Here is an 18,881-nt window from a genome sequence, read left to right as displayed (position 1 = left end):
AGGCTTGGTTTAGCTTGCGAATTGGCCGATAAACGTCTTGATGTGTTTAGCGTCTTCGTTGGATAACTTATCGATGATGATGCCCTTGAACTCTTCGCCCATGGCCTCCACGTGCGTTTCGATCTTCTTGATGCGAAGCACTAAGGTTTGATTGCCGATTGTGCTCATGCGCAGCTCGAAGCCACGCTCTGAAAGTCCGTGGTAGGGTATGCACGTGAATTTGAATACTGCAGGCATGGGATATTCTTCTTTGGTGCGAATAGCCATAGATTCGTATTCAGACTGGCTGGCACTAAAATCATCTACCGATGACTCTCCACCTCTTTTGTGTTCAAACGTCATGTTTCGAATAGCTGCGCTCGCTACTGCTATATCAATTGTTGTTCCATCGCGCTCGAATGCTTGCAGATTGTCACTGAAATCTTCAATCCATTCGGCTAGTACTTTCTGAGACAGACGTTCGTCGTTTATGTCTTTGAGCTCCTGAAAGTCGGCTGTTGGCTTGAGCTTTAGATGAGCTTTGTGATTGCAATGGCCGGGCATTGATTGGGTGCCTAGGTCGAAGATAGCTTCAGCTGTCATTACGTCTGGATTGATGAAGCACTGTGATCCGTCAATTTCATACTTGATGGAGTAGTTAACGAACTCTTCGATATGACTTGTTTTCATCGTGCCACGAAACTGGTTTCGTTGTGGCATGAATGGTTCAAGTGAATGAAGATGAAAATTCTCTGGTAGTGCTGCAACTGGAAAGCCCGTTTTCGCAAGTTGCTCTAAGAGTACCGGGGCAGAGCCAAGTGTTTGTATTTGTGTGATTGCAGACTTATCCATCATTATTAGCGCACCTCTTTAAGTTTACGCGGTTGATTATCAAATGTGAGTTGGCCATTTACGTCCTCTTTGGGGCGGTCATAGGTCAACTTTCCGCCTTTGCCTACATAGGCGATTGACCGATATTGAAAATCTTCTTTCTTTTGGCCGAAATTCATCTTTGGCTCATTAACCGTGATGCCAGCGATAAGATCTAGGAAGGAGTTATCGCTGCTACCTCCGGGTTTGAGCTTTATTTTTACTGTGATTTCCCCTTGTTTGTTCGATGCGGCGACTGCGCGGCCAACGTTTGATAGCGCTAGTCCAAGCACGTTTGATACAACCCCTCCATCAATGTCTTGCATTAGTTTGGGGAAGTTCGTGATGCGCTCGTTTTCAAGGGGTCTCTTTTCCTCAGTCATGGTCGTTACCTTGTTAGTGTTGGAATTGACCGCCAACGCCGAATCCGGCGGCCGTATGACTTGGCTTGTATTCGGTTGTGTTCCAAATTGTTAAAGAGCGGGATTTAGAAACACACTCACCGAATGCATTTCTAAATACCCCTGAACAACAGGGGCCGTTGTTTTATGCTGCGCGGTCGTTTAGTGATGCCATTGCATCGGCGTAGCCAGACCAGTTGTCAACGCCAAAGGCTTTTAGGGCCTCTAGTTCTGCCTCGCATTGCTGCAAGTGGCGGTATTCGCGCATCGAGATTGAAACCATGCCACTCTCTAGTTGGTGTTGAGTCGTTGATACTAAGCTCGCACGCTTGATGGCGGGTGTAGCTGATTCAACTTGCTCGCTGTTCAGCGTGATAGGAGTAGAGCCTTGGCTTTCCTCAGATTTTGAGTTGAGCAGTATTTGTAGTTGCTGCAAGGACGTATCCGCCGCCTGCTGCGCCTCTGTAAGGCGATCACCAAACGAATCGGCAGATAGACTCATGCTTTTTTGTTTTAGTTCACTGATCATTAGAGCAATTTCGCTAGCACACTTAGAGAACGCTTCTGTCGGAATAAGTCTGATCTCATTGATTGCAATAGTGACTTGTTGCTCTGCTAGTGCATTGGCGCGAGCTTCCTCTTGGACTTGATGAATAATGGCGTCGTTAATGCTTCTTAACGCCTCATCACGAGCTGAAATCGCGTCAACGACGAACTCCTCAAAGTGCTCTATGGTGATCGGCATAGCTTCGAGAGCGTTAGCCATATCTTTCAACTCAGAAAGATCAGCGATGTATTGAACGTTGCCCATTTGTCGAATGTTTTCGATGCGTAGGAAAATTGCTTCCTCTCGCTCTTTCTGTATACGAGCCTGTTCCTCTTCCCAAGCTTTACGCGGAGCCAGTACTTCATCACGTATTTTATTCAGCTCATCTTCTGCATATTTGCAGGTCGCTTTGACATCTCTGACCTTTGTTTCCATATCGGCAATCGCAGCCTTGATTGCCTTAACTAGCGTCGTTTTGCTAGTGCTAACCGTCCGAGCGAGTGAGCCCATGCGTTCGCGGTCTTTCTTTTGGTTTACATCTAGGACTTCACTGGTAGCCTCTACTCGAACTCGTTCGATAATGGACGTCAGGCTGTCCTTGTTGCGGAGCACATCAACAGCCTTAGAAGGAGGCATGTGCGTAATTTGGTCTAGGGTGATTAGTGCAGTGTTATTGGTCATGGCTGTTACCTTCATCCATTCGGTGTTTCAGTGATTTATAGGTTTCTCTCAGTGTCTCGATTGCACCTACCGAGGAGATACCGTCCTTTTTGCCTTGGTTCGTCAGTTGAAGAACGCCCTTTTCAAAGGCATTAAACAAAGCTCCCTTAGTCGGGATGTTCCGAAGCAGTGCTGATAGATCGAGTGACTTGGCCATAAGCTCTCTAGTTTTCTGTTCTTGTCGCTCACTATCTTTCGATTCAAGTTCTTCGATTTTCTCAGCGCGGAGTATTTGTAGTTCTGCCTTTGCTTCCATGTCTTGCGAGGCTTTGATTGCTTTAATGGCCTCGCTAAGTGCCATGGAAAGCTGGTCCATATCGGTCGCGGCGCGAATATCGTCGAAGTAGACAGAAAAGTTTCTTCTCGGAATCGCCCAGTGGGGTAGGTTAGGTGTGCGCCAGTCGATATACATATCCGGCTTACCTTTGCTCTTGACCACATGGATATTGCCCATCACCTTGTCTCGAAAGCTCAATGCTTGTCGGCACTCTGCAAAAGTGGTGTCCATTTGATAGAGGTACCGACCCACGCCCCATTGAACGGCAGCACGTTTCATCGAAGTAGAACGACCACTCTTTATCGCGTCGATGTTGGTGTTGTTGGTATTCTCACTGGCATCCCACTTAGTAATGCTACGTGCTTCGGTGTGGACGGTAATACCGCATTGACAACCGATGATCCGGCCCTCGGATACTATGTCCCGAAAGGCGGGTTCCCAGCCGAAAGCACCAAACACATCATCAAAGCGTTCTTGCACTGCACGAGCTGTTATATAAGGGACTGCCATTACCCAAGGTTTATCGCCGAAAAAGCCAGCGCGCTGAACACGCCACTCAATATCCTCGGGTTCGAACATGGCTTGGAGCAGCTCTTGTTGTTGGCTTGCGTCCATATCAAGCAGCCTCAGTCATTTCACGATCGAATTCTGCTTCGATACGTTGGCGCTGTTCGTCCATAAATGAATCGAGAGCGCTATAGGCGAATGCCTGAAGGCTTAATAGTTTCTGCATTACATGAGGTTGGTCGGGGTCGTAGTCCATTAAGAACTTAAGCAGACCATCGGCGGCGCGTCCCTCATGGAAGTCGCCAAAGTAGAAAGATCCAAAGTCGCTAAATGAAAGTCGGCAGAATTCTTGATTACCCAGAATTCGATCTTTTCCGTGTGTGATAAATGCTTTGATGGCCTCTTCACGAGCGTCTTGGCGATCGAGTTGCTTAGTGTGCTCTGTAAGTTGTGTATCTAAGTAGTTATCAAATCCAGAAATCATGATAAAATCCTCGTGTTTATGGGCTTTCTTGGTCGTTAGCCCGTGAGCTGACCAGATTTTCTTGGTCGTTAATCTGGTTAATCCAATTCCTCTAGTTGGGATTGGTTGTTACCTTTAGTTGCGTAAGCAACTGGGAGAGCATGATTTGGTCGTTATCCTCTCCCCGAATAGGCCCCGCCATAGTGCGGGGCTTTTTCGTATGTGTATTGAACTGCTCTTGTTACAGTGGTGGTTAGTTTCCCTACATCGAAATGTACATAAACCTACATCTCTGTGTCAACGATTATTGTAGGTAAACTTACATTTTTATCTGGGGCAGCGGTTTTTGAACAAAAAAAGCCCGCAAAGGCCTGGCTTTCCTACACAAATCCCTCGATGAGAATCGAGGGATTTTTTTTGAACCTTTATCTGCCTGACTGATCTCAACAAAAAATCATAAGTTGAGGTAAGTGACTATGTTTTCAACAGATGCTGAGCAATGGGCCAAGGATACCTTCTACCATACCGAATTAGGTGATAGCCGCCGAACCAAGCGTCTGGTTAAACTTGCCTCCTCTCTGGCCAACCACTTAGGACAGTCCCTCGTGCAGTCTTTAAAATCTCCCGCCGATATTGAAGCGGCCTATCGTTTTACTCGGAATCAAGCCATTGATCCACAAGCCATTGCTGAAGCGGGTTTTGCCGCAACAGTTGAACATACAAAGCACTATGATTGCTTACTCGCCCTTGAAGATACAACTTCGCTCGAGTTTTCCCATCAGACCGTTCGGGGAGAAATGGGGCATACCACATCCAATAAGCGCTCCCGAGGGATGCATGCCCATTCTGTCTTGCTGTTTGCGCCAGAAGAGCAACATGTCGTTGGTCTGATTGAGCAAGAACGCTGGACCAGAGATCTCCAGGCCTACGGGCAGAATCAGCGCCATGCGAGCAGGCCTTACATAGAAAAAGAAAGCTATAAATGGGAACGCGCTTCTCGAGCTATGGAAACTCGTCTCGGGAACGGAATTCAGAAGGTTATCTCGGTCTGTGACCGGGAGGCTGATGTTATCGAATACCTGACCTACAAGATCTCGCATCAGCAACGCTTTATTGTGCGTTCAATGCAAAGTCGCTGCATCAAGGAAAGTGAGGAGAGACTTTACCAGTACAGCGACTCCTTGGCGCATGCTGGCACTAGGACGGTTCAGGTTAGGCAGAAAGGCGGTCGCAAGGCTCGTAAAGCCAGCTGCGAAGTGCGTTACGCACCGGTGACGGTGAAGATCCCTGCCAATAAAACAGGTGAGCCTGTGCCGTTATATTACGTGGGTTGTCAGGAAGTTGGCCATGAGAAAGGCCTGAACTGGCATATTCTGACATCAGAGCCCGTCCGGACGAAAGAAGATGCTGCACGCATATTGGATTACTACGAAAAGCGCTGGTTGATTGAGGAGTTTCACAAAGCATGGAAGAGCGGCGGAACTCAAGTCGAAGGCCTGCGGATGCAAAGTAAAGAAAACTTAGAGCGAATGGTCGTGATACTGGCTTTCATCGCGGTGCGGTTGCACCAACTGCGTTACCTCGGACTCAATAAAGAAGAGGCCGAAAAACAGAGTTGTGAAACGATATTAAGCCCGCTGGCTTGGAAGCTTCTGTGGTCTAAACAGGAAAAGAGTAAGCCGCCAAAGCATGCTCCCAGTCTGTATTGGGCGTACATTAATCTCGGGAAGTTAGCCGGTTGGCATGACTCAAAACGTAATGGCCGAGTTGGCTGGGAAAGGTTATGGGAAGGATGGTTTATGTTACAAACCATCCTTGAAGGTTACCTACTAGCCCAGTCTCTTGACCTCTGAGATGTGATCAAGAGACAGGCAAAGGCGGGCTAAATGACAGAACTGCGAACTATATAGATGTTAGATCGGTCTAACGTGGGCGATTACTGTACCCACTAGTCTGCAGTTACCATTGATCTGTATATATTTAAGTTCAGGCGGATAATCTGGGTTAAGAGCTTTAAGTAGCTTCCGTCCATCCATGACTTGAAGCTGTTTAAAAGTTGCCTCAGGGGAATCCTCTAGTTGAGCGATAACAAATTTTCCGTGATCGGCTTCTACTTGGTCAGGGTCCACATATATTAAGTCCCCTTCTTCGAAACGAGGCGACATCGAGTCCCCTCTAACTTCCAGTATATAGGTTCGTGGGCCACACCGAGTGGGACAAGGGTAGTAGGAGTAATCTTGTTCCGGAAACTCTTGAATTGATGTAAATACACCAGCTTGTACCCAACTGATTAATGGACACTTTTGTTCTACTTTTGGTCCGGTTGATACGTTGTTTCCAAACGTTGCAAGTTCCTTATCTCCTTCCCCATAGACTAGCCAATCAGGTGAGCATTTTAAAACTTTTACTAGTGCCAGAAGGATACGGTCTTTAACGCTCTTTTGGGTTCCATTTTCAATATTGGATAGCGTTACTCGGTTAAAAGAGAGTTCAGGAACGAGCTTTTTGACGCCAGCCGCAACTTCGTCTTGGGTCAGCTCAAGCTCGTCCCTTCTTTGTTTTAGCCTACCGCCGAAATCCAGCATTTGGCCGCTCCTAAGTTAAACCATAAATTATCTACATTTTCACATATTCTATGAATCAAAAACCTACGAAAGAAAACTTGCGCGAAAATGTAGAGAAACATACAATTGGTTTGGATGCCGGAGGTAAATATGGATTCTAAAAACGACCAACTGTATGACCTATTGCTCTGTACTTTTGGGACAGAGGCAAACATTGCTAAAGCCTTTGACGTTGAAAGAGCCACACACTGGAAGCGTAAAGTCCCTGAACGCGTAGCTCTTTTATGCCACCTAAGTGAGGCTATCCCATACAGATATGATCCTATCCAGTATGGAAGAAATATGAAGGGACTCAAACTTGTTTTAGAAAAACAAACGACCAACGAGGTAACGACCAATGACCAAACCATACATTCAGCGGCGGCTTGATCAGCTTGAGAGAAACAGGCTGATCGGTAAACCCGGGCTATCGATGAAAGATGTACGAGATAGCCAAGTAAAAGTTCGGTTTACTGAGCAAGAAAGCGACTTGCTCTCAGTATTGAGTAAACAGCTTGGGCAACCCAAAGCAGTGCTTTCAAACGTTTTACTTATTGACGCAATCATCGATCTTCTTGCTGAAGATCCTGAGCTACATCGTGAAGTGTTGGCCGCATGGCGCGACCAAGGCTTTCCTGACCTCGACTTTTTCCCTGAAATTGACAAACGAGCCAAACGCCAAGCTGAGCCAATAGAGGGTGAATTCGTTCACATGCCTCCGGCAAGCCATCGCTTGGAGCTAGTTCGTCGTGAGGAGGAGCTGTGAGCAGCATCCTTATGCAGTATGTACGTGGAGTACGTAAGATCGACAACCTAGATGCACATGATGCATTTAGCGAGTTAGTCATCAATGCTGCGGCTAATCGCCGCGGCGTTCGTCCTGACCAAATGCGACTCTCTCTTACCATCAAATCTATTTCAGCCCCTTCAATGATGGGGCCTGAAAACTATGTCTGTATGCCACATACGAATCAATGGCAGGGGCTGCACTAATGAAAGATCACGTCATCATAGGCGAACTGCTGGGGCAGGGCGCGAACCTTTCCATATCGCGTGTTGTTGTTCGCATGTGTGGAGGCAACTACACCGTAGCGGCCGTTCTGAGTCAGCTTATATTTTGGTCGAATCGCGCTTCTCAAAAAGGTGGGTGGTTTTACAAAAGCCAAGTTGAATTGGCAGAGGAACTGGAGCTTAGTCGTGATCAGGTTAAGCGTGCCATTTCTAAAGCTAAATCACTGCACTCTGATGTTATTGAAACGAGAGTTAGGCGCGCCAATGGTGCACCGACAACGCATTTCAAAATCAACTTTGAAGCACTAATAGAAGCTGCAAAAACCGTTTTGGCGAAATCGCCCAATCGTTATGGCGAACCCGCACAATCCATTGGGCGGAATCGCCCAAACCACGGGGCGGATGCGCCCAATCCACAGGGCGGAACCGCCCAATCAATAACAGATCCGATCACAGATCCGATCACAGATCCGAACAACAGTAATACGCGCAAGCCTGCGTTCGATTTCTCAACTTGGCCGAGTGAACCCTCTTCGGAGATTTTCAAAGACTGGAAAACTCTTCGGGATAAAAAACGTGCTCCCATCACCCAGACCGTGATTAATCGACTCGGTACAAAGCTCACGGAGACAAATCAGCGTCTCGGGCTCACCGTCGATGACGTTCTAGGTATTTGCGTCGAGCGTGGATGGCAGGGCTTTGAAGTTGCTTGGCTTGAAAACTACCAGAAGCAAGCAGTTGGGCAATCAATGGGCAAACAAGCGCAACTCGAACAGCGAAACCGCAGCGCTGTTGACGAGTGGCTGGGCGAGAGTGACTGCGGAATCGTGTACGACCACGAATAAAACACGAGGTAACGACCAATGACTAACAACGACCGAAAACAGTTTGCTACTGAGCTTACCGATGTGCTCGCAGTGTATGGCCGAGAGGCCTCCAAGGGTGTGCTGCGTGTGTATTGGGAAGCCCTAAAACACTACGACTTGAGTGCCGTTACCGAGGCACTATCAAGGCATACCCAAAACCCTGATAACGGCCAGTTTGCACCGAAACCAGCAGATCTCATCAAGCTGATGGGTGGCACGAGCAACGATAGGGCCCTTATCGCTTGGGCAAAAGTTAGCCGCGCAATTGGTGCCGTCGGTGGGCATAGCTCCATCGTGTTCGACGATGCGCTAATTCATGCAGTGATCCATGATATGGGAGGCTGGCCAGCAATTTGCCGCTACCCAGAAAGTGAGCTCAAGTTCGTCGCGAGAGAGTTCGAAAACCGGTACCGGACTTACTTGTTTCATCGGCCACAAAACTATCCGCCCAAGCTGGTTGGCATCGCTGAAATGGGAAACGTACAAGCTGGTTTTCCCATCGACCCACCGCTAACTGTTGGTAAAACCGATGCCTGCCGTTTGGTATTCAAAGGCGGCTTCGAAAAGTGCTCTGCACCAACCGCACTAGCCAATACTTGCAAACTGATCACTGGAGGTAGCCATGCAGCCTAAAAATGAAGAAATGCGCCGAGAGTTGGCGTCTGATGCTTTCCTAGCATATATGCGTTTGTTGTCGCTACACGCTGGCGATAAGACACAAGCGGTGAAAGATATCGCGGGTTGCACCGGCAAGTCTGAGATCACAGTTCGTGGTTGGCAACGACGAGGAGTCCAAGGCCGGGATAATGCAATCCTCATGTGTCAGCTGGCCAAGTTGCGTGGTTTCTATTTTGGCATTCATATGTTGATGCCAACAAAAGCCATTGTTTCGCGTCACGTTGCTATCGAGAACGCCCGCTCTGGGCTAGTCGCGTGAGGGATAAGTATGCCAATCACTAAACCGCATCCAGTGAAAACACCAATCCGCGAGGTTGTAGACATTCGCAAACATATTGCGCGTTGGATTAAGTCGGGCAGGTATCCTATCAATTCTAAGACGCAGTTCGGCCGCGTTGTCACACTCACGCGAGGCCCTGCTTGGAAGACGCTTCGAGAAATTGAAGCCGACATTCAATATTTCTTCCCAGAGACACCCGATACCCAAGCCGCGATATCTGCTCGTTTACGCGACGTTCGACCTTTCAAACATGGTCTGGTGAAGCAGCGCGTCTATTACACAAGTGACCGAGGCACGATCGTACATGTTTACCGGTTGGTACCGGTGACTTGGTTGCATGCTCAAATAGAACAGGAGGCAGCATGACGGCACAGAGTATTGGCCTGATTGTATGGGCCGTCATCGTGTTAGTTGCTTATTTGCTATGGCTTGGGACGTTCTTCCGCAGCGATGAGAGAGACCACGACTGATGCAATTGTCTCTAGTTAAGTTGCCGGGCGGTGCCCTCATGCCGCTAACCGACGACGATAAAGCCTTAATCGATAAAAAACGTGTTGGCTCGGTATTGGAAGGGATCATCAAAGAAAATCGGAACCCGCGGTTACATAGAAAGTACTTTGCTTTATTGAACCTTGGATTTGACTACTGGACTCCTTCTGGCGGTGCTATCTCACCACAAGAAAGGAATTTAGTGTGCCGGTTTGCAAGAGAGCTTTCAAAACTAGGAGGCGCGGAGAATGTTTTATTGAGCCTTGCAAACGACTACCTGAATGCATTGGCGGGAAAGCGTGCCAACATCGAGGTCGAAAAGAGTTTTACCGCGTATCGAAAATGGGTAGTGGCCGAAGCTGGTTTCTACAAAACGGTGACGTTACCTAACGGCACTGTTAAACGCGAAGCCAAGTCGATTTCTTTCGCCAATATGGATGATCGCGAGTTCGACGAGCTCTACACAGCCTCATTGACGGTTATCTGGAATCACATACTGCATAGCCATTTCACAACTGAGGCCGAGGTGGACAGAGCAGTCAATATATTGTTGGGGTTTGCATGAAGGCGAAAGCACCTGCGTTACGCAGCAAAAAACTTACCGACGCGGCGCGTGGACAGCAGTGCGCATTGCAGGTTTTGGGAGTATGTAATTACAACCCGGAAACTGTCGTGTTTGCGCACTTGCCAAGCGAGACACATGGAATGGCTTACAAGTCGGATGATATCTGGGGCGTTGATGCGTGCTCTGCTTGTCATGATGTCATCGATGGTCGAATCGGTTACGAGTTCGAACCGGGCGAGCGTGAGCAGTATATGCTGCGCGCATTGCACATAACTCTGATGCGCCGTGTGCGTGACGGCGTTATTGAGATTAAGGGGGCCAAGTATGTTTGATGACAACGTTTATTCCCTAGAGCGCCAGCTGGGACGGATTAAGCAACAGAGTGGCAGTGTGAAGAAAGTGCGCCGCGAGGCCGAAACCGAAGAGTGCGCAGAACTGGTAAAGTGGGCGCGCAAAACCATGCTCGCTGGCATTACCGTGGGTGATTTTCTAACGCATATACCGAATGAAGGTAAGCGCGGCAAAAAAGCACGAGCCGACTTCTATCGCCTTGGCGGCCAGCCAGGCTACCCGGATTACATTCTCGACGTGGCTGCGTGTGGCTATCACGGCCTGCGCATTGAAGCGAAAGAGCCAAATGGCGGGCGCATTAGTGTTGAGCAACGCAAATGGGAAATGCGCCTGACAAACCAAAACTATCTATTCGTCTACTGCTACAGCGCAGACGAAATGAAAACACTTATTACTGAGTACTTAACTGGCCAATTGCAGGGGCCGACATTGGGAGGTGCCGCATGAGCCGAGGGTTAGAGCTATTTATTCGTATGCATTTGGAGAAGACGCCGAGTATGCAGCGTGGGCGCCAGACACTTACGGGTGATGTGATTTTGGGTGTGCTGGGTAAATTGCAGCGTGAACACCCGTTGGGCAGTGATGCGATCATGTGGCGATGGCTTGATGATGCGCAGGCTCGGGAGCGGATTGAGCAACGACTGCTTAACAAGCTGAAGCTGGGAGAGACTGTCCGTAAAGATCTAGGTAAGTACATTGTTCTGACCGCGATAGATGCGTTTCACGGTACCCCGACTCCTAGCCAGGCGCGCAAGCTGAAGACGCTGTGGAAAGCGCACAGTGAGCAAGCCAAACGCAGCAAGCGGCTTATTCGTGGCTACAAATTGAGCATAGCTAAAGTTGAGAAGCAGGAGCTAGCGGCGACGAGCGAGTTTAGGCAAAAGCATTATCAGGGAGAAATTTCTCGGCTTAATGGGCTTGTAGAGGCAGAGCGGGCGCGGCTTGATACATACGCAGAGAAGCAGGCGAGTAAGAGTACGAAGTGTCCGAAATGCGCCGGGACGGGGCAAGTGAAGATGAATGCCTGTGGCGCATGTGAAGGGCATGGTGCCTTGTGGCTGACAGCGGATGGCTTGAAGAAGGTGCTCCGAAGTAATGGGATGCGATTGTCGGAGAAACTTTGGCGTGATGAGCTGGAGCCTGCGTTTACGCAGACGCTGTGGTGGCTTGATGTGGCGCACGATGAGGCGGCGCATGCGTTGAGTAAGTATTTGATGGGGGAGAAGGCGGCTTAAAAGCCGCTTTTATATAACTTTCTATTGTAGATTGCGTAGTAGATAACAAATTGGGCATATATATAATGAAAGGCATACAGATAGTTTGTTATTTTGTCCTTCCATTTAAGTAACTTACGGAAATATAGAAAGTGTTTTTTGCTTTTTCTTTGAAGGTGCGTGAATGAATAATCTAATAAGCTTTCTTTTGACAATTATGTTAATTGGTACGAGCTGCAATGCATTTGCCCAAACAGGGAAAAATGGTGTTAACAGTTCAAAAAAAAATGTCATCATTATATATGCTGATGATTTAGGATATGGTCAAGTTGGATGGAATGGGCAAAAAAGAATCATCACTCCAGAGCTTGATAAGTTTGCAGCTAATGGTATTAGATTTAACAACTTTTATACATCAGCTCCATTTTGCCCACCTGCACGTAATAGTTTGCTTACTGGCTTACATACGGGAGAGTCGGTATGGAGAGTCAATGACAGCGCTTTTGGTAGAGAGCCTACGATCGCTCAAATGTTCAAGCAATATGGCTATGATACGAGTGTGTGGGGAAAGTATGGGATGGGGATCCCTAAAGGGCACCCTTCTGATCATGTTAATTGTTCTAATATGGACAATTTGGGTGATTTACCTGATGAGTGGGAGCGCCTTGGAGATCCTATTGATGCAGGTTTTGATCACTTTGTAGGCTTTATGAGTCATCGAGACGCTCATGTATACTACCATGACAGTCCAGAAAACCCCAGTGAAGGGACACCTGAGCGTCCTTATTACGGAGACGCTATTAGGCAAGACCTATTTCAAATAAAAGATGGACGTATCCAGCGATTTAAGACTCGTCCAGATGATTACCTTCCTGATTTGATTATACATAAGGCATTACTCCATATTAATAAAATGGCAGATCAGGGTAAGCCATTCTTTATGTATTTACCTAGTCAACTTCCCCATGCAGAGTTGGTAACTCCACCCAACTATGAGATGTTATATACAGACGGAAAAGGCAACAGTAACTATCCTGAAAAAGCATGGAAAGGAAGCGATATATTTCGTCGCCATGTAGACGATCCAAGAGCAACGCTAGCGCGCATGATCACTCGACTTGACGTCCATGTAAAATGGATTGTTGACGTATTAAAAGAGCGAGGCTTATACGAGAATACCATTATATTTTTTAGTAGTGATAATGGACACCATACTGCTGGAGGAGTAGGAAGCTATGACTATTTTGACAGCAACGGAGGCTTGCGTGGACATAAATGGTCGCTGCATGAAGGAGGCATTCGCGTACCTACGATTGCCTTTGGCGGCGGCTTACAAAGTAGAGATATAGATACACGCCTAGCACAATATCAAATAAAGGATACCTTGGACCAGATGTTATCTGGGATCCATAAAGCTAAGAGTTTCTGGAATGTGTTTAGAGGGGGCAATGCCCAGCAGCTTGATTATTTATACTTTCAGTTTCTCCATGAACCAAAGCTGTACCCAACTGATGGGAGCGTCCAAGCTGTCATTAAAGGTGACTGGAAGCTTGTACGCTATGGGAAAGAGGGGTCTTATACTCGACTATATAACCTCCGAAATGACCAATACGAGAATAAGTCCTATAACGGTGAAAGATGTGACATAGTGCTGGAACTGAAACAAGTTATGAATCAGTATGCTCTAAAAGATGGTCTTGAGCTATTGAAAGATAATTGTGACTAGCAGGCGGCATGCTTGAAGTATACCAATGCTATCCAGCTTTAGAACATGTGTTAGTTGTACTCTACGCTAAAAATTAAATTTCGTTGCAAATAAGGCGGCCTGAAGGCCGCTTTTTTTGTTTGCCCAGCGAAGCTGGCAAACGGCAGGGTCTGAAGGAAGTGATAGGAAGTTAGAGGCACACAACGAGAGTGAACTTGTTTCGGCTTGATAGGTGGATAAGCGTGCAAAATAACGCGAAGCCTAGTACTTCAGAACGAAATTGCTTGGCTGAATGGATTTGTCGAGGCTGAGCGAGTAAAGCAGGCGAGCAAGAGCACTAAGTGTCCGAAGTGCACCGGGACTGGGCAAGTGAAGATGAATGCCTGTGGCGCATGTGAAGGGCTCGGTGCGTTGCGGCTGAATGCGGATGGTTTGAATAAGATGTGCGGTGCGTGTGTTGAGTAGGATCTTGAGGAGGGAAAGATCTTCAGAAGATATTGTGTTAGCAACCTAACTTTGTGAGCATTCTTGCTGAAAAAACTAGACTGAATGATAGAATAACCCCATCTTTTACTGTTCAAAAAAGTTCTAATGGCAATCTTTAAATTTTATAATATTCAGTTACTTCCGATTGATAAGCAGTCTTCAGAGGTTGGCTCTGAAGGCTACTGTAAACTTTTCAAATCAGTGGCGGATTTAGTTGATCAAACACGAGCTAACAAAGATAGGTTAAGTGCTATTGGTGTTGGCTTGAGCGGGGGCTTATTCTTTTCTCCATTCCATGTAGAGCTCGTAGAGTTTAAAGACCTGGATGTTAGAGACCTAATACATGGACACTTTCTGAAGTTTGATGATGTTAATGAATTAGTGGATACGAATAGTGGGGAGCTAGAGTATAAATCTAGTGGCAATACGAGCAGTAAAAGGTTTGAGTTTGAGTTTGTTTTCGATCCAGTTTGCCACATTATGGCTATTCATGATGTCGCAGGGTTGCCGACAAATCGCCCACTTATGAATGCCTTGTCTAAAACGCTAGAAGGCCATGCTAGACGATTATACCCGAATCATAGTTTAGAGGTTTCGGAGTTGACGGAAGCAAACTCTGTTGAAGCGTTCTTACATGAACCTAAGCAAGGCATAACAAGTTATACCGGCTCTATCTCATTCTCTAACTCAGATGACTGGGATGAAGAGATAGGTAAGGAGTTGATACCTAAAGCAAAAGAAGTTGAAGAGGAACTAAAATCAAAGCGTGTTGGTAAATGGGAGGCTAAGTTCAGAGCTTTTAAGGGGAGCCTAATGAATGATTTGCCTATGAACGCAAAAATACAGCTTGTACTCGCTACCCTATACGGTAACGCAGAGGCTGCATATACTGCTGAAGATGGAGAGAAGAAAAAGTATCATATGGACGACCACCCCGTGAGAGAGAAGTTGACTCATCATAAGGGTGGTATGAAGAATCGAATATTGGCGATAGCAGACCTTATTAAAACTGCCAAGAGGAAAACTAGAGTTTCCTCAGCGTCTTTATTAGAGAATAAAGGCTTTATATCCGAATATGAAGATAAAGAGTAAAAAATGACGCTGCAAAAACCGTTCTCGGTATATAAAACTATAAAAAAAGTCCCAGTAATAGGGTCGGTTTTTGCCATAGCTAATTGTTATGCACATAAAGGGAGCTACTTTTCTGAGGTTTCGGTGGCCGGTTTTAGTATGTGGTGGAAGAGAATACTAAAAAAAATGCTTTATGTTTTTCTCTTTACACTCCTATTGATTTATTGGTCGCCTGGTTCTTCAAATTGGTCGCCTGCAGATACGATCCTTTCTGCATTCCCCAGCATTCTTGGTTTTGGCATCGGTGCTTACGCCCTATTGTTTATAATGCCGAGAGAGTTTCTACAGTTTTTATGGAAGATGAAAAATGAAAAAGGTAGTTCAATTGGTCCAGAAATGGTACCAGCAGATATGGCCTACCCACTCACAACTTATGCTGTAGTAATTATCATAGCGGCTGTTGCAAAAATATTTGAAGATAGTTATTCACTATACGTTTTCTCGATGTGGAGTCTCTTCTATGGGCTTGCGATGACTATTGAGTTGATATCATTTTTATTTAACTCGTCAAAGATGATTAATAGAATAAGGCTTGATGCATCTGAAGATGGCAAGGAGGATGATTGAGTATATAGTGATCGCCGGTTAAGGGAAGCACTTGGTTGATAACCACATATCTATTGAAAAGTAAACTCAATAGATAGGCCTGCTCTTAAAACGAGTTTTATTATTTAATTTCTGACTGCTTGGAAGGTTTAATAGTATCATATGACAACAACGATATCTTTGCTTGCTGGTTATGTGATTGCAGTTTCTATGTTCTACCTTATGGGTTACTGGACAGAGTTTGGAATTAATTATCTGGAGTATATAACTCTATCAGAGATAGCAATTATTTCTTTAGATTCTATCTTTTCGGCGTTTGGTTTAACGGCCTTTGGTGGTTTACTCAGTTATATATATTTAGGCAATCTTTTTCGAGTTGGTGCAGGCAGAAATACCCCTGAAGGGAAATTCGCACTAAAGTGGTGGAAGGCAGCTCTTGCGCCCTTCGTTATTGCAATCTTTTATTCAATATACATCGGCAGCCCCTTGGCAATGTTTTTGATTGCGCTTATCTTCTCTCCTATTGTAGGACTTTGGGTTGCGAATCAGGGTTTTTTGACTGAGTTTATAAATAATGATGAGATTAGATTTTTGTTGATCAATATGGCTGTTCTTGTACTATTCATGTCTTACCCTAAAGGTTTTCTAGATGCGTACTCATTAAAGAATGGTGGAAGCGAAAATCAAGTTGTAGTGGCCGGAGAGCAGTACACTTATTTGGGGAAGCTAAATACAAGTGTATTTTTATATAAAAAAGAATCAAATAGTGTTCTACAACTAACAAAAATGCCCCAAAAAATACAGTATCTCTCGACTCAATCTAAAAATGGAAAAAGTAAAGATTGATAGGGACGCTTCCAGCCCGAACGTTCTTGTGGCATTCTTGTCAAGAGAATGGTTTTTTACCCACCTCACTAAAAGCCCCTTTCGTAGCCTGGAAATTGGCGGTCAAAGTTATAAAAGTATTTGAAAGCATTAATGACTTGGCTTGTACGCTATGAATACGTGATTTATGCCCAAGATTTCGTTGCGTATGTTGATTGTAAGCGCAATAGTGCCTTCAATGCTACTGACGATGAGGTTTATGGGTTTTTATTATCAATTGGAGTTGTGCAGTGGGAAATTTGGCTGATGTCATACATTTTATTTCTTTTTCTTCTATTATTTTTTTTGTCTTTATTGGGCTGCTCGCAGGAACTTTTACGAAGTTTACTCTAGTAGTAATAGGTGTTCTTTCATATCCAGCTTATCTGGTTCTCTATGGTGTAGAGCTTGTTTTTAGTTGGAAAGAAAACAGAAAACTATTCAGATTCAACCTTCCTCGGAGTGGCAACCTTCGGTACGCGAGTCACAGCCTAGCAGCATTCTTTACAATTACACTTGTTTGGCCGATGGTTTACGCTCTTTGGTTTTTACCAGTATCATCACTAGAAAACATGGAATTAATGGGCAACGTCGTGTACGAAAAACTTTTTCCTCCAATTCTATTATTTTTCCACTATGCCTTTTTGATCGGACTTTACTCTATCAGTTGGCGAGCAGAGTATGATGAGCGGAGCCCGCTAGAGAAAATTACAGCTTTGTCGATTCCTGCTATCTGGAAGTCTCTTAAGATTAGCTGATCTAGGTATACAGCCAAAATGTGACGACACGGATTGCTTCGTGATACTACCAGGCGTCATCTGCAGAGAATTAACGTAGGCTTCAAGGCACGAGTTTAGCTATATTGGCAGGGCTTTGGTTTATTTAATTACGACGAGATGATTTGGTGCATGCGTTGAGTAAGTTCTTGGAGGGGTATTACAAGAAGAAAAAGTAATATAGGGTTGGCTATATTTAAGGTTTCATTATATGGAATCACCACCAATAGCCAAACATTATATCGTTTGGGTCTTTGGGTAAACGTAACATTGATTCTCGATTTTTCATATAACGCTCTCGGAAGTTAAGACGTTTTGCACCAATAGGAGCAAGTCCTATTATTTTTTCTATAAGCCTTTTTAACTGTGGATCTGACATAGGAATATCATTTCTGAGTGCTTCATGAAGTTCTGGTACAAGTGTTTTGTACCACTCATTGGCATCCTTTTTTCCTGATATTTGTTCATAAATCATTTCTGCAGTTGTAAAAATAAATGATATTGACATGATAATTGTTTGCCTGATTTTTTATCGTTTAGTCTAAATTAGCTATTTGCAAGAAACAATACGAGATATTTATGCTTGAGTTAATCCGCTAAAAATGACGTCAGTAGGAACCTTACGACTACAACCGATGAGATGTCAGAAAGTCTTTATCTGCCCGCCACTACACAGTATCAAATAGCATCATCATGATGAATAGCTAATTGCCACAGGTGTGATTATCACATCGAAGTTCTGAGATGAAGGGCTCTGTAGAGCCCTCGATACTCAGCTGGTATGGCATGGTTCGCAGCAATAGTAGCAGCCATTTACTCTTTTCCCTGGCAGCTTGTTTTTAGCGCTTTTTACCGCGTCAGAGCATGAGGTGTGGAATCCTAGATCCATTCTGTTGACCGTGTCTGGCAAATGATTACAGCCAGCGGTGGTGTTGTGCACTTCGTGATCTCCATTGGGTTGGGGGTTCTTGTTGACAATGAACTTTGGCATTCCTCTATCTCCATTTAGCGTTGAAGGAATGACGATCCTAACTGCTTTTTGTATGAATTCTTTGACTCGCGTGACTGATTTGGTAGTTTTGTTAGGTAAAATATCTTTGTGTGACTGATTACTCATACTTGAAGTGTTCGCAAGGACTTTCAAGGAGCTTACAGGTGTGAGTGCCAATTTTGATGAGTAAATATGACTACGGTAAAGCGAATTGAGGCCGGACAATACTCTGTCTCAGATGGAAGGATGATTGTAAAAAGAGGATCCGGATGGTTCGTGCTGACTGCTGAGGGCGGACATGATTTTGGGCCACTTACTACACTCGCTTCAGCAAAAGAGTATGTTACGAATGGGACTATTTCTCTTGGTAAGCACGACGCACGATCAGCTTATGGACGGAAGCAGAGTAAGAAGGAGTTCAATGCTTACTTAGGTGCTGAGGCAAAGAACGGAAATCCGGGACCACTAATTCTCTACTTGATTACATTGATAGCGATCGGAGTTTTTTTCACAGTTATCGATTCCTAGAACTTGCGAGCGATTCGTATTCTTCCTTGTGTA

At 45.5% G+C, this 18,881-nt stretch carries 25 protein-coding genes; 18 read left to right on the top strand and 7 right to left on the bottom strand.

The genetic code is table 11. The features are described 5' to 3' along the window. Positions 1-9: 9 nt before the first annotated feature. The 5 genes from N7E60_RS09095 to N7E60_RS09075 form a co-directional block, all read right to left on the bottom strand. Positions 10-834, bottom strand: coding sequence for a DUF2303 family protein (locus N7E60_RS09095; protein ID WP_269597255.1), 825 nt, complete (start codon positions 832-834; stop codon positions 10-12). A gap of 2 nt (positions 835-836) precedes the next feature. After that, a complete protein-coding gene (locus N7E60_RS09090) occupies positions 837-1,232 on the bottom strand; it encodes a hypothetical protein (RefSeq protein ID WP_096629098.1) in 396 nt (131 codons plus the stop codon). A 163-nt stretch (positions 1,233-1,395) separates the two neighbouring features. Beyond that, positions 1,396-2,478, bottom strand: a complete 1,083-nt coding sequence (locus N7E60_RS09085; protein WP_269597254.1) for a hypothetical protein — start codon at positions 2,476-2,478, stop codon at positions 1,396-1,398. Then, on the bottom strand, positions 2,468-3,409 hold the full coding sequence (locus N7E60_RS09080) for a Rad52/Rad22 family DNA repair protein (RefSeq protein WP_269597253.1): 942 nt from the start codon (positions 3,407-3,409) through the stop codon (positions 2,468-2,470). The genes N7E60_RS09085 and N7E60_RS09080 overlap by 11 nt, the downstream gene beginning before the upstream one ends. A 1-nt stretch (position 3,410) precedes the next feature. Next, positions 3,411-3,785 carry a hypothetical protein gene (locus N7E60_RS09075; RefSeq protein ID WP_269597252.1) on the bottom strand — a complete coding sequence of 125 codons (375 nt, stop codon included), beginning with the start codon at positions 3,783-3,785 and terminating at the stop codon, positions 3,411-3,413. Between the two features lie 455 nt (positions 3,786-4,240). On the opposite strand from N7E60_RS09075, the gene N7E60_RS09070 reads away from it, so the two are divergent. After that, positions 4,241-5,617, top strand: a complete 1,377-nt coding sequence (locus N7E60_RS09070; protein WP_269597251.1) for an IS4 family transposase — start codon at positions 4,241-4,243, stop codon at positions 5,615-5,617. Positions 5,618-5,677: 60 nt separating this feature from the next. Here N7E60_RS09070 and N7E60_RS09065 read toward each other — a convergent pair whose 3' ends face one another. Then, positions 5,678-6,349, bottom strand: a complete 672-nt coding sequence (locus tag N7E60_RS09065; protein ID WP_269597250.1) for a helix-turn-helix domain-containing protein — start codon at positions 6,347-6,349, stop codon at positions 5,678-5,680. A 129-nt stretch (positions 6,350-6,478) separates the two neighbouring features. Between N7E60_RS09065 and N7E60_RS09060 the strand changes: the two genes are divergently transcribed. The 16 genes from N7E60_RS09060 to N7E60_RS08985 all read left to right on the top strand — a co-directional run bounded on the left by N7E60_RS09060 (position 6,479) and on the right by N7E60_RS08985 (position 17,311). Further along, positions 6,479-6,757 carry a hypothetical protein gene (locus N7E60_RS09060; protein ID WP_269597248.1) on the top strand — a complete coding sequence of 93 codons (279 nt, stop codon included), beginning with the start codon at positions 6,479-6,481 and terminating at the stop codon, positions 6,755-6,757. After that, on the top strand, positions 6,726-7,133 hold the full coding sequence (locus N7E60_RS09055; RefSeq protein WP_269597247.1) for a hypothetical protein: 408 nt from the start codon (positions 6,726-6,728) through the stop codon (positions 7,131-7,133). Before N7E60_RS09060 ends, N7E60_RS09055 begins: the two co-directional genes overlap by 32 nt. Beyond that, positions 7,130-7,360 carry a hypothetical protein gene (locus N7E60_RS09050; protein WP_096629080.1) on the top strand — a complete coding sequence of 77 codons (231 nt, stop codon included), beginning with the start codon at positions 7,130-7,132 and terminating at the stop codon, positions 7,358-7,360. The genes N7E60_RS09055 and N7E60_RS09050 overlap by 4 nt, the downstream gene beginning before the upstream one ends. Continuing rightward, complete coding sequence (locus N7E60_RS09045) at positions 7,360-8,223, top strand: hypothetical protein (RefSeq protein ID WP_269597246.1); 864 nt, start codon at positions 7,360-7,362, stop codon at positions 8,221-8,223. Before N7E60_RS09050 ends, N7E60_RS09045 begins: the two co-directional genes overlap by 1 nt. Positions 8,224-8,241: 18 nt before the next feature. Next, positions 8,242-8,877, top strand: coding sequence for a DUF6475 domain-containing protein (locus N7E60_RS09040; RefSeq protein WP_269597245.1), 636 nt, complete (start codon positions 8,242-8,244; stop codon positions 8,875-8,877). Then, positions 8,867-9,181, top strand: a complete 315-nt coding sequence (locus N7E60_RS09035; RefSeq protein ID WP_096629072.1) for a hypothetical protein — start codon at positions 8,867-8,869, stop codon at positions 9,179-9,181. Before N7E60_RS09040 ends, N7E60_RS09035 begins: the two co-directional genes overlap by 11 nt. 9 nt (positions 9,182-9,190) lie before the next feature. Next, positions 9,191-9,568, top strand: a complete 378-nt coding sequence (locus N7E60_RS09030; protein WP_269597244.1) for a hypothetical protein — start codon at positions 9,191-9,193, stop codon at positions 9,566-9,568. Between the two features lie 103 nt (positions 9,569-9,671). Next, on the top strand, positions 9,672-10,256 hold the full coding sequence (locus N7E60_RS09025; RefSeq protein WP_269597242.1) for a DUF1367 family protein: 585 nt from the start codon (positions 9,672-9,674) through the stop codon (positions 10,254-10,256). Next, entirely contained in the window at positions 10,253-10,588 is a 336-nt protein-coding gene (locus N7E60_RS09020) for a nuclease domain-containing protein (protein ID WP_269597240.1), read from the top strand. The genes N7E60_RS09025 and N7E60_RS09020 overlap by 4 nt, the downstream gene beginning before the upstream one ends. After that, entirely contained in the window at positions 10,581-11,054 is a 474-nt protein-coding gene (locus N7E60_RS09015; protein WP_269597239.1) for a PDDEXK family nuclease, read from the top strand. The genes N7E60_RS09020 and N7E60_RS09015 overlap by 8 nt, the downstream gene beginning before the upstream one ends. Then, positions 11,051-11,842: a TIGR02642 family protein gene (locus N7E60_RS09010; RefSeq protein WP_269597238.1), complete on the top strand. Its 792-nt coding sequence runs from the start codon at positions 11,051-11,053 to the stop codon at positions 11,840-11,842. The genes N7E60_RS09015 and N7E60_RS09010 overlap by 4 nt, the downstream gene beginning before the upstream one ends. Before the next feature lie 163 nt (positions 11,843-12,005). Further along, the gene (locus N7E60_RS09005) at positions 12,006-13,547 is read left to right on the top strand and encodes a sulfatase-like hydrolase/transferase (RefSeq protein WP_269597237.1); all 1,542 of its coding nucleotides are present in this window, start codon (positions 12,006-12,008) and stop codon (positions 13,545-13,547) included. Between the two features lie 570 nt (positions 13,548-14,117). Then, entirely contained in the window at positions 14,118-15,104 is a 987-nt protein-coding gene (locus tag N7E60_RS09000; protein WP_269597236.1) for a DUF4747 family protein, read from the top strand. 3 nt (positions 15,105-15,107) lie between these two features. After that, positions 15,108-15,710, top strand: a complete 603-nt coding sequence (locus N7E60_RS08995) for a hypothetical protein (protein WP_269597235.1) — start codon at positions 15,108-15,110, stop codon at positions 15,708-15,710. 141 nt (positions 15,711-15,851) lie between these two features. Next, on the top strand, positions 15,852-16,535 hold the full coding sequence (locus tag N7E60_RS08990) for a hypothetical protein (RefSeq protein WP_269597234.1): 684 nt from the start codon (positions 15,852-15,854) through the stop codon (positions 16,533-16,535). A gap of 269 nt (positions 16,536-16,804) precedes the next feature. Beyond that, the gene (locus N7E60_RS08985) at positions 16,805-17,311 is read left to right on the top strand and encodes a hypothetical protein (protein ID WP_269597233.1); all 507 of its coding nucleotides are present in this window, start codon (positions 16,805-16,807) and stop codon (positions 17,309-17,311) included. A gap of 235 nt (positions 17,312-17,546) precedes the next feature. Here the strand turns inward: N7E60_RS08985 and N7E60_RS08980 are convergent, their stop codons facing one another. Further along, on the bottom strand, positions 17,547-17,837 hold the full coding sequence (locus N7E60_RS08980; protein WP_269597232.1) for a hypothetical protein: 291 nt from the start codon (positions 17,835-17,837) through the stop codon (positions 17,547-17,549). A gap of 675 nt (positions 17,838-18,512) precedes the next feature. Here N7E60_RS08980 and N7E60_RS08975 point away from each other — a divergent pair. Next, a complete protein-coding gene (locus N7E60_RS08975) occupies positions 18,513-18,848 on the top strand; it encodes a hypothetical protein (RefSeq protein ID WP_269597231.1) in 336 nt (111 codons plus the stop codon). Positions 18,849-18,881 lie beyond the last annotated feature (33 nt).

Origin of the sequence: Salinivibrio proteolyticus (assembly GCF_027286365.1) — a bacterium.
Taxonomy (GTDB): Bacteria; Pseudomonadota; Gammaproteobacteria; order Enterobacterales; family Vibrionaceae; genus Salinivibrio; species Salinivibrio proteolyticus.
The sequence above is the reverse complement of the archived record's forward strand: the minus strand, read 5'-3'. Positions and strand labels throughout refer to the sequence as shown.

Coding starts and splice junctions, on each gene's coding strand:
- N7E60_RS09095 (WP_269597255.1), bottom strand. CDS start 834: ATGATGGATAAGTCTGCAATCACACAAATACAAACACTTGGCTCTGCC.
- N7E60_RS09090 (WP_096629098.1), bottom strand. CDS start 1,232: ATGACTGAGGAAAAGAGACCCCTTGAAAACGAGCGCATCACGAACTTC.
- N7E60_RS09085 (WP_269597254.1), bottom strand. CDS start 2,478: ATGACCAATAACACTGCACTAATCACCCTAGACCAAATTACGCACATG.
- N7E60_RS09080 (WP_269597253.1), bottom strand. CDS start 3,409: ATGGACGCAAGCCAACAACAAGAGCTGCTCCAAGCCATGTTCGAACCC.
- N7E60_RS09075 (WP_269597252.1), bottom strand. CDS start 3,785: ATGATTTCTGGATTTGATAACTACTTAGATACACAACTTACAGAGCAC.
- N7E60_RS09070 (WP_269597251.1), top strand. CDS start 4,241: ATGTTTTCAACAGATGCTGAGCAATGGGCCAAGGATACCTTCTACCAT.
- N7E60_RS09065 (WP_269597250.1), bottom strand. CDS start 6,349: ATGCTGGATTTCGGCGGTAGGCTAAAACAAAGAAGGGACGAGCTTGAG.
- N7E60_RS09060 (WP_269597248.1), top strand. CDS start 6,479: ATGGATTCTAAAAACGACCAACTGTATGACCTATTGCTCTGTACTTTT.
- N7E60_RS09055 (WP_269597247.1), top strand. CDS start 6,726: ATGACCAAACCATACATTCAGCGGCGGCTTGATCAGCTTGAGAGAAAC.
- N7E60_RS09045 (WP_269597246.1), top strand. CDS start 7,360: ATGAAAGATCACGTCATCATAGGCGAACTGCTGGGGCAGGGCGCGAAC.
- N7E60_RS09040 (WP_269597245.1), top strand. CDS start 8,242: ATGACTAACAACGACCGAAAACAGTTTGCTACTGAGCTTACCGATGTG.
- N7E60_RS09035 (WP_096629072.1), top strand. CDS start 8,867: ATGCAGCCTAAAAATGAAGAAATGCGCCGAGAGTTGGCGTCTGATGCT.
- N7E60_RS09030 (WP_269597244.1), top strand. CDS start 9,191: ATGCCAATCACTAAACCGCATCCAGTGAAAACACCAATCCGCGAGGTT.
- N7E60_RS09025 (WP_269597242.1), top strand. CDS start 9,672: ATGCAATTGTCTCTAGTTAAGTTGCCGGGCGGTGCCCTCATGCCGCTA.
- N7E60_RS09020 (WP_269597240.1), top strand. CDS start 10,253: ATGAAGGCGAAAGCACCTGCGTTACGCAGCAAAAAACTTACCGACGCG.
- N7E60_RS09015 (WP_269597239.1), top strand. CDS start 10,581: ATGTTTGATGACAACGTTTATTCCCTAGAGCGCCAGCTGGGACGGATT.
- N7E60_RS09010 (WP_269597238.1), top strand. CDS start 11,051: ATGAGCCGAGGGTTAGAGCTATTTATTCGTATGCATTTGGAGAAGACG.
- N7E60_RS09005 (WP_269597237.1), top strand. CDS start 12,006: ATGAATAATCTAATAAGCTTTCTTTTGACAATTATGTTAATTGGTACG.
- N7E60_RS09000 (WP_269597236.1), top strand. CDS start 14,118: ATGGCAATCTTTAAATTTTATAATATTCAGTTACTTCCGATTGATAAG.
- N7E60_RS08995 (WP_269597235.1), top strand. CDS start 15,108: ATGACGCTGCAAAAACCGTTCTCGGTATATAAAACTATAAAAAAAGTC.
- N7E60_RS08990 (WP_269597234.1), top strand. CDS start 15,852: ATGACAACAACGATATCTTTGCTTGCTGGTTATGTGATTGCAGTTTCT.
- N7E60_RS08980 (WP_269597232.1), bottom strand. CDS start 17,837: ATGTCAATATCATTTATTTTTACAACTGCAGAAATGATTTATGAACAA.
- N7E60_RS08975 (WP_269597231.1), top strand. CDS start 18,513: ATGACTACGGTAAAGCGAATTGAGGCCGGACAATACTCTGTCTCAGAT.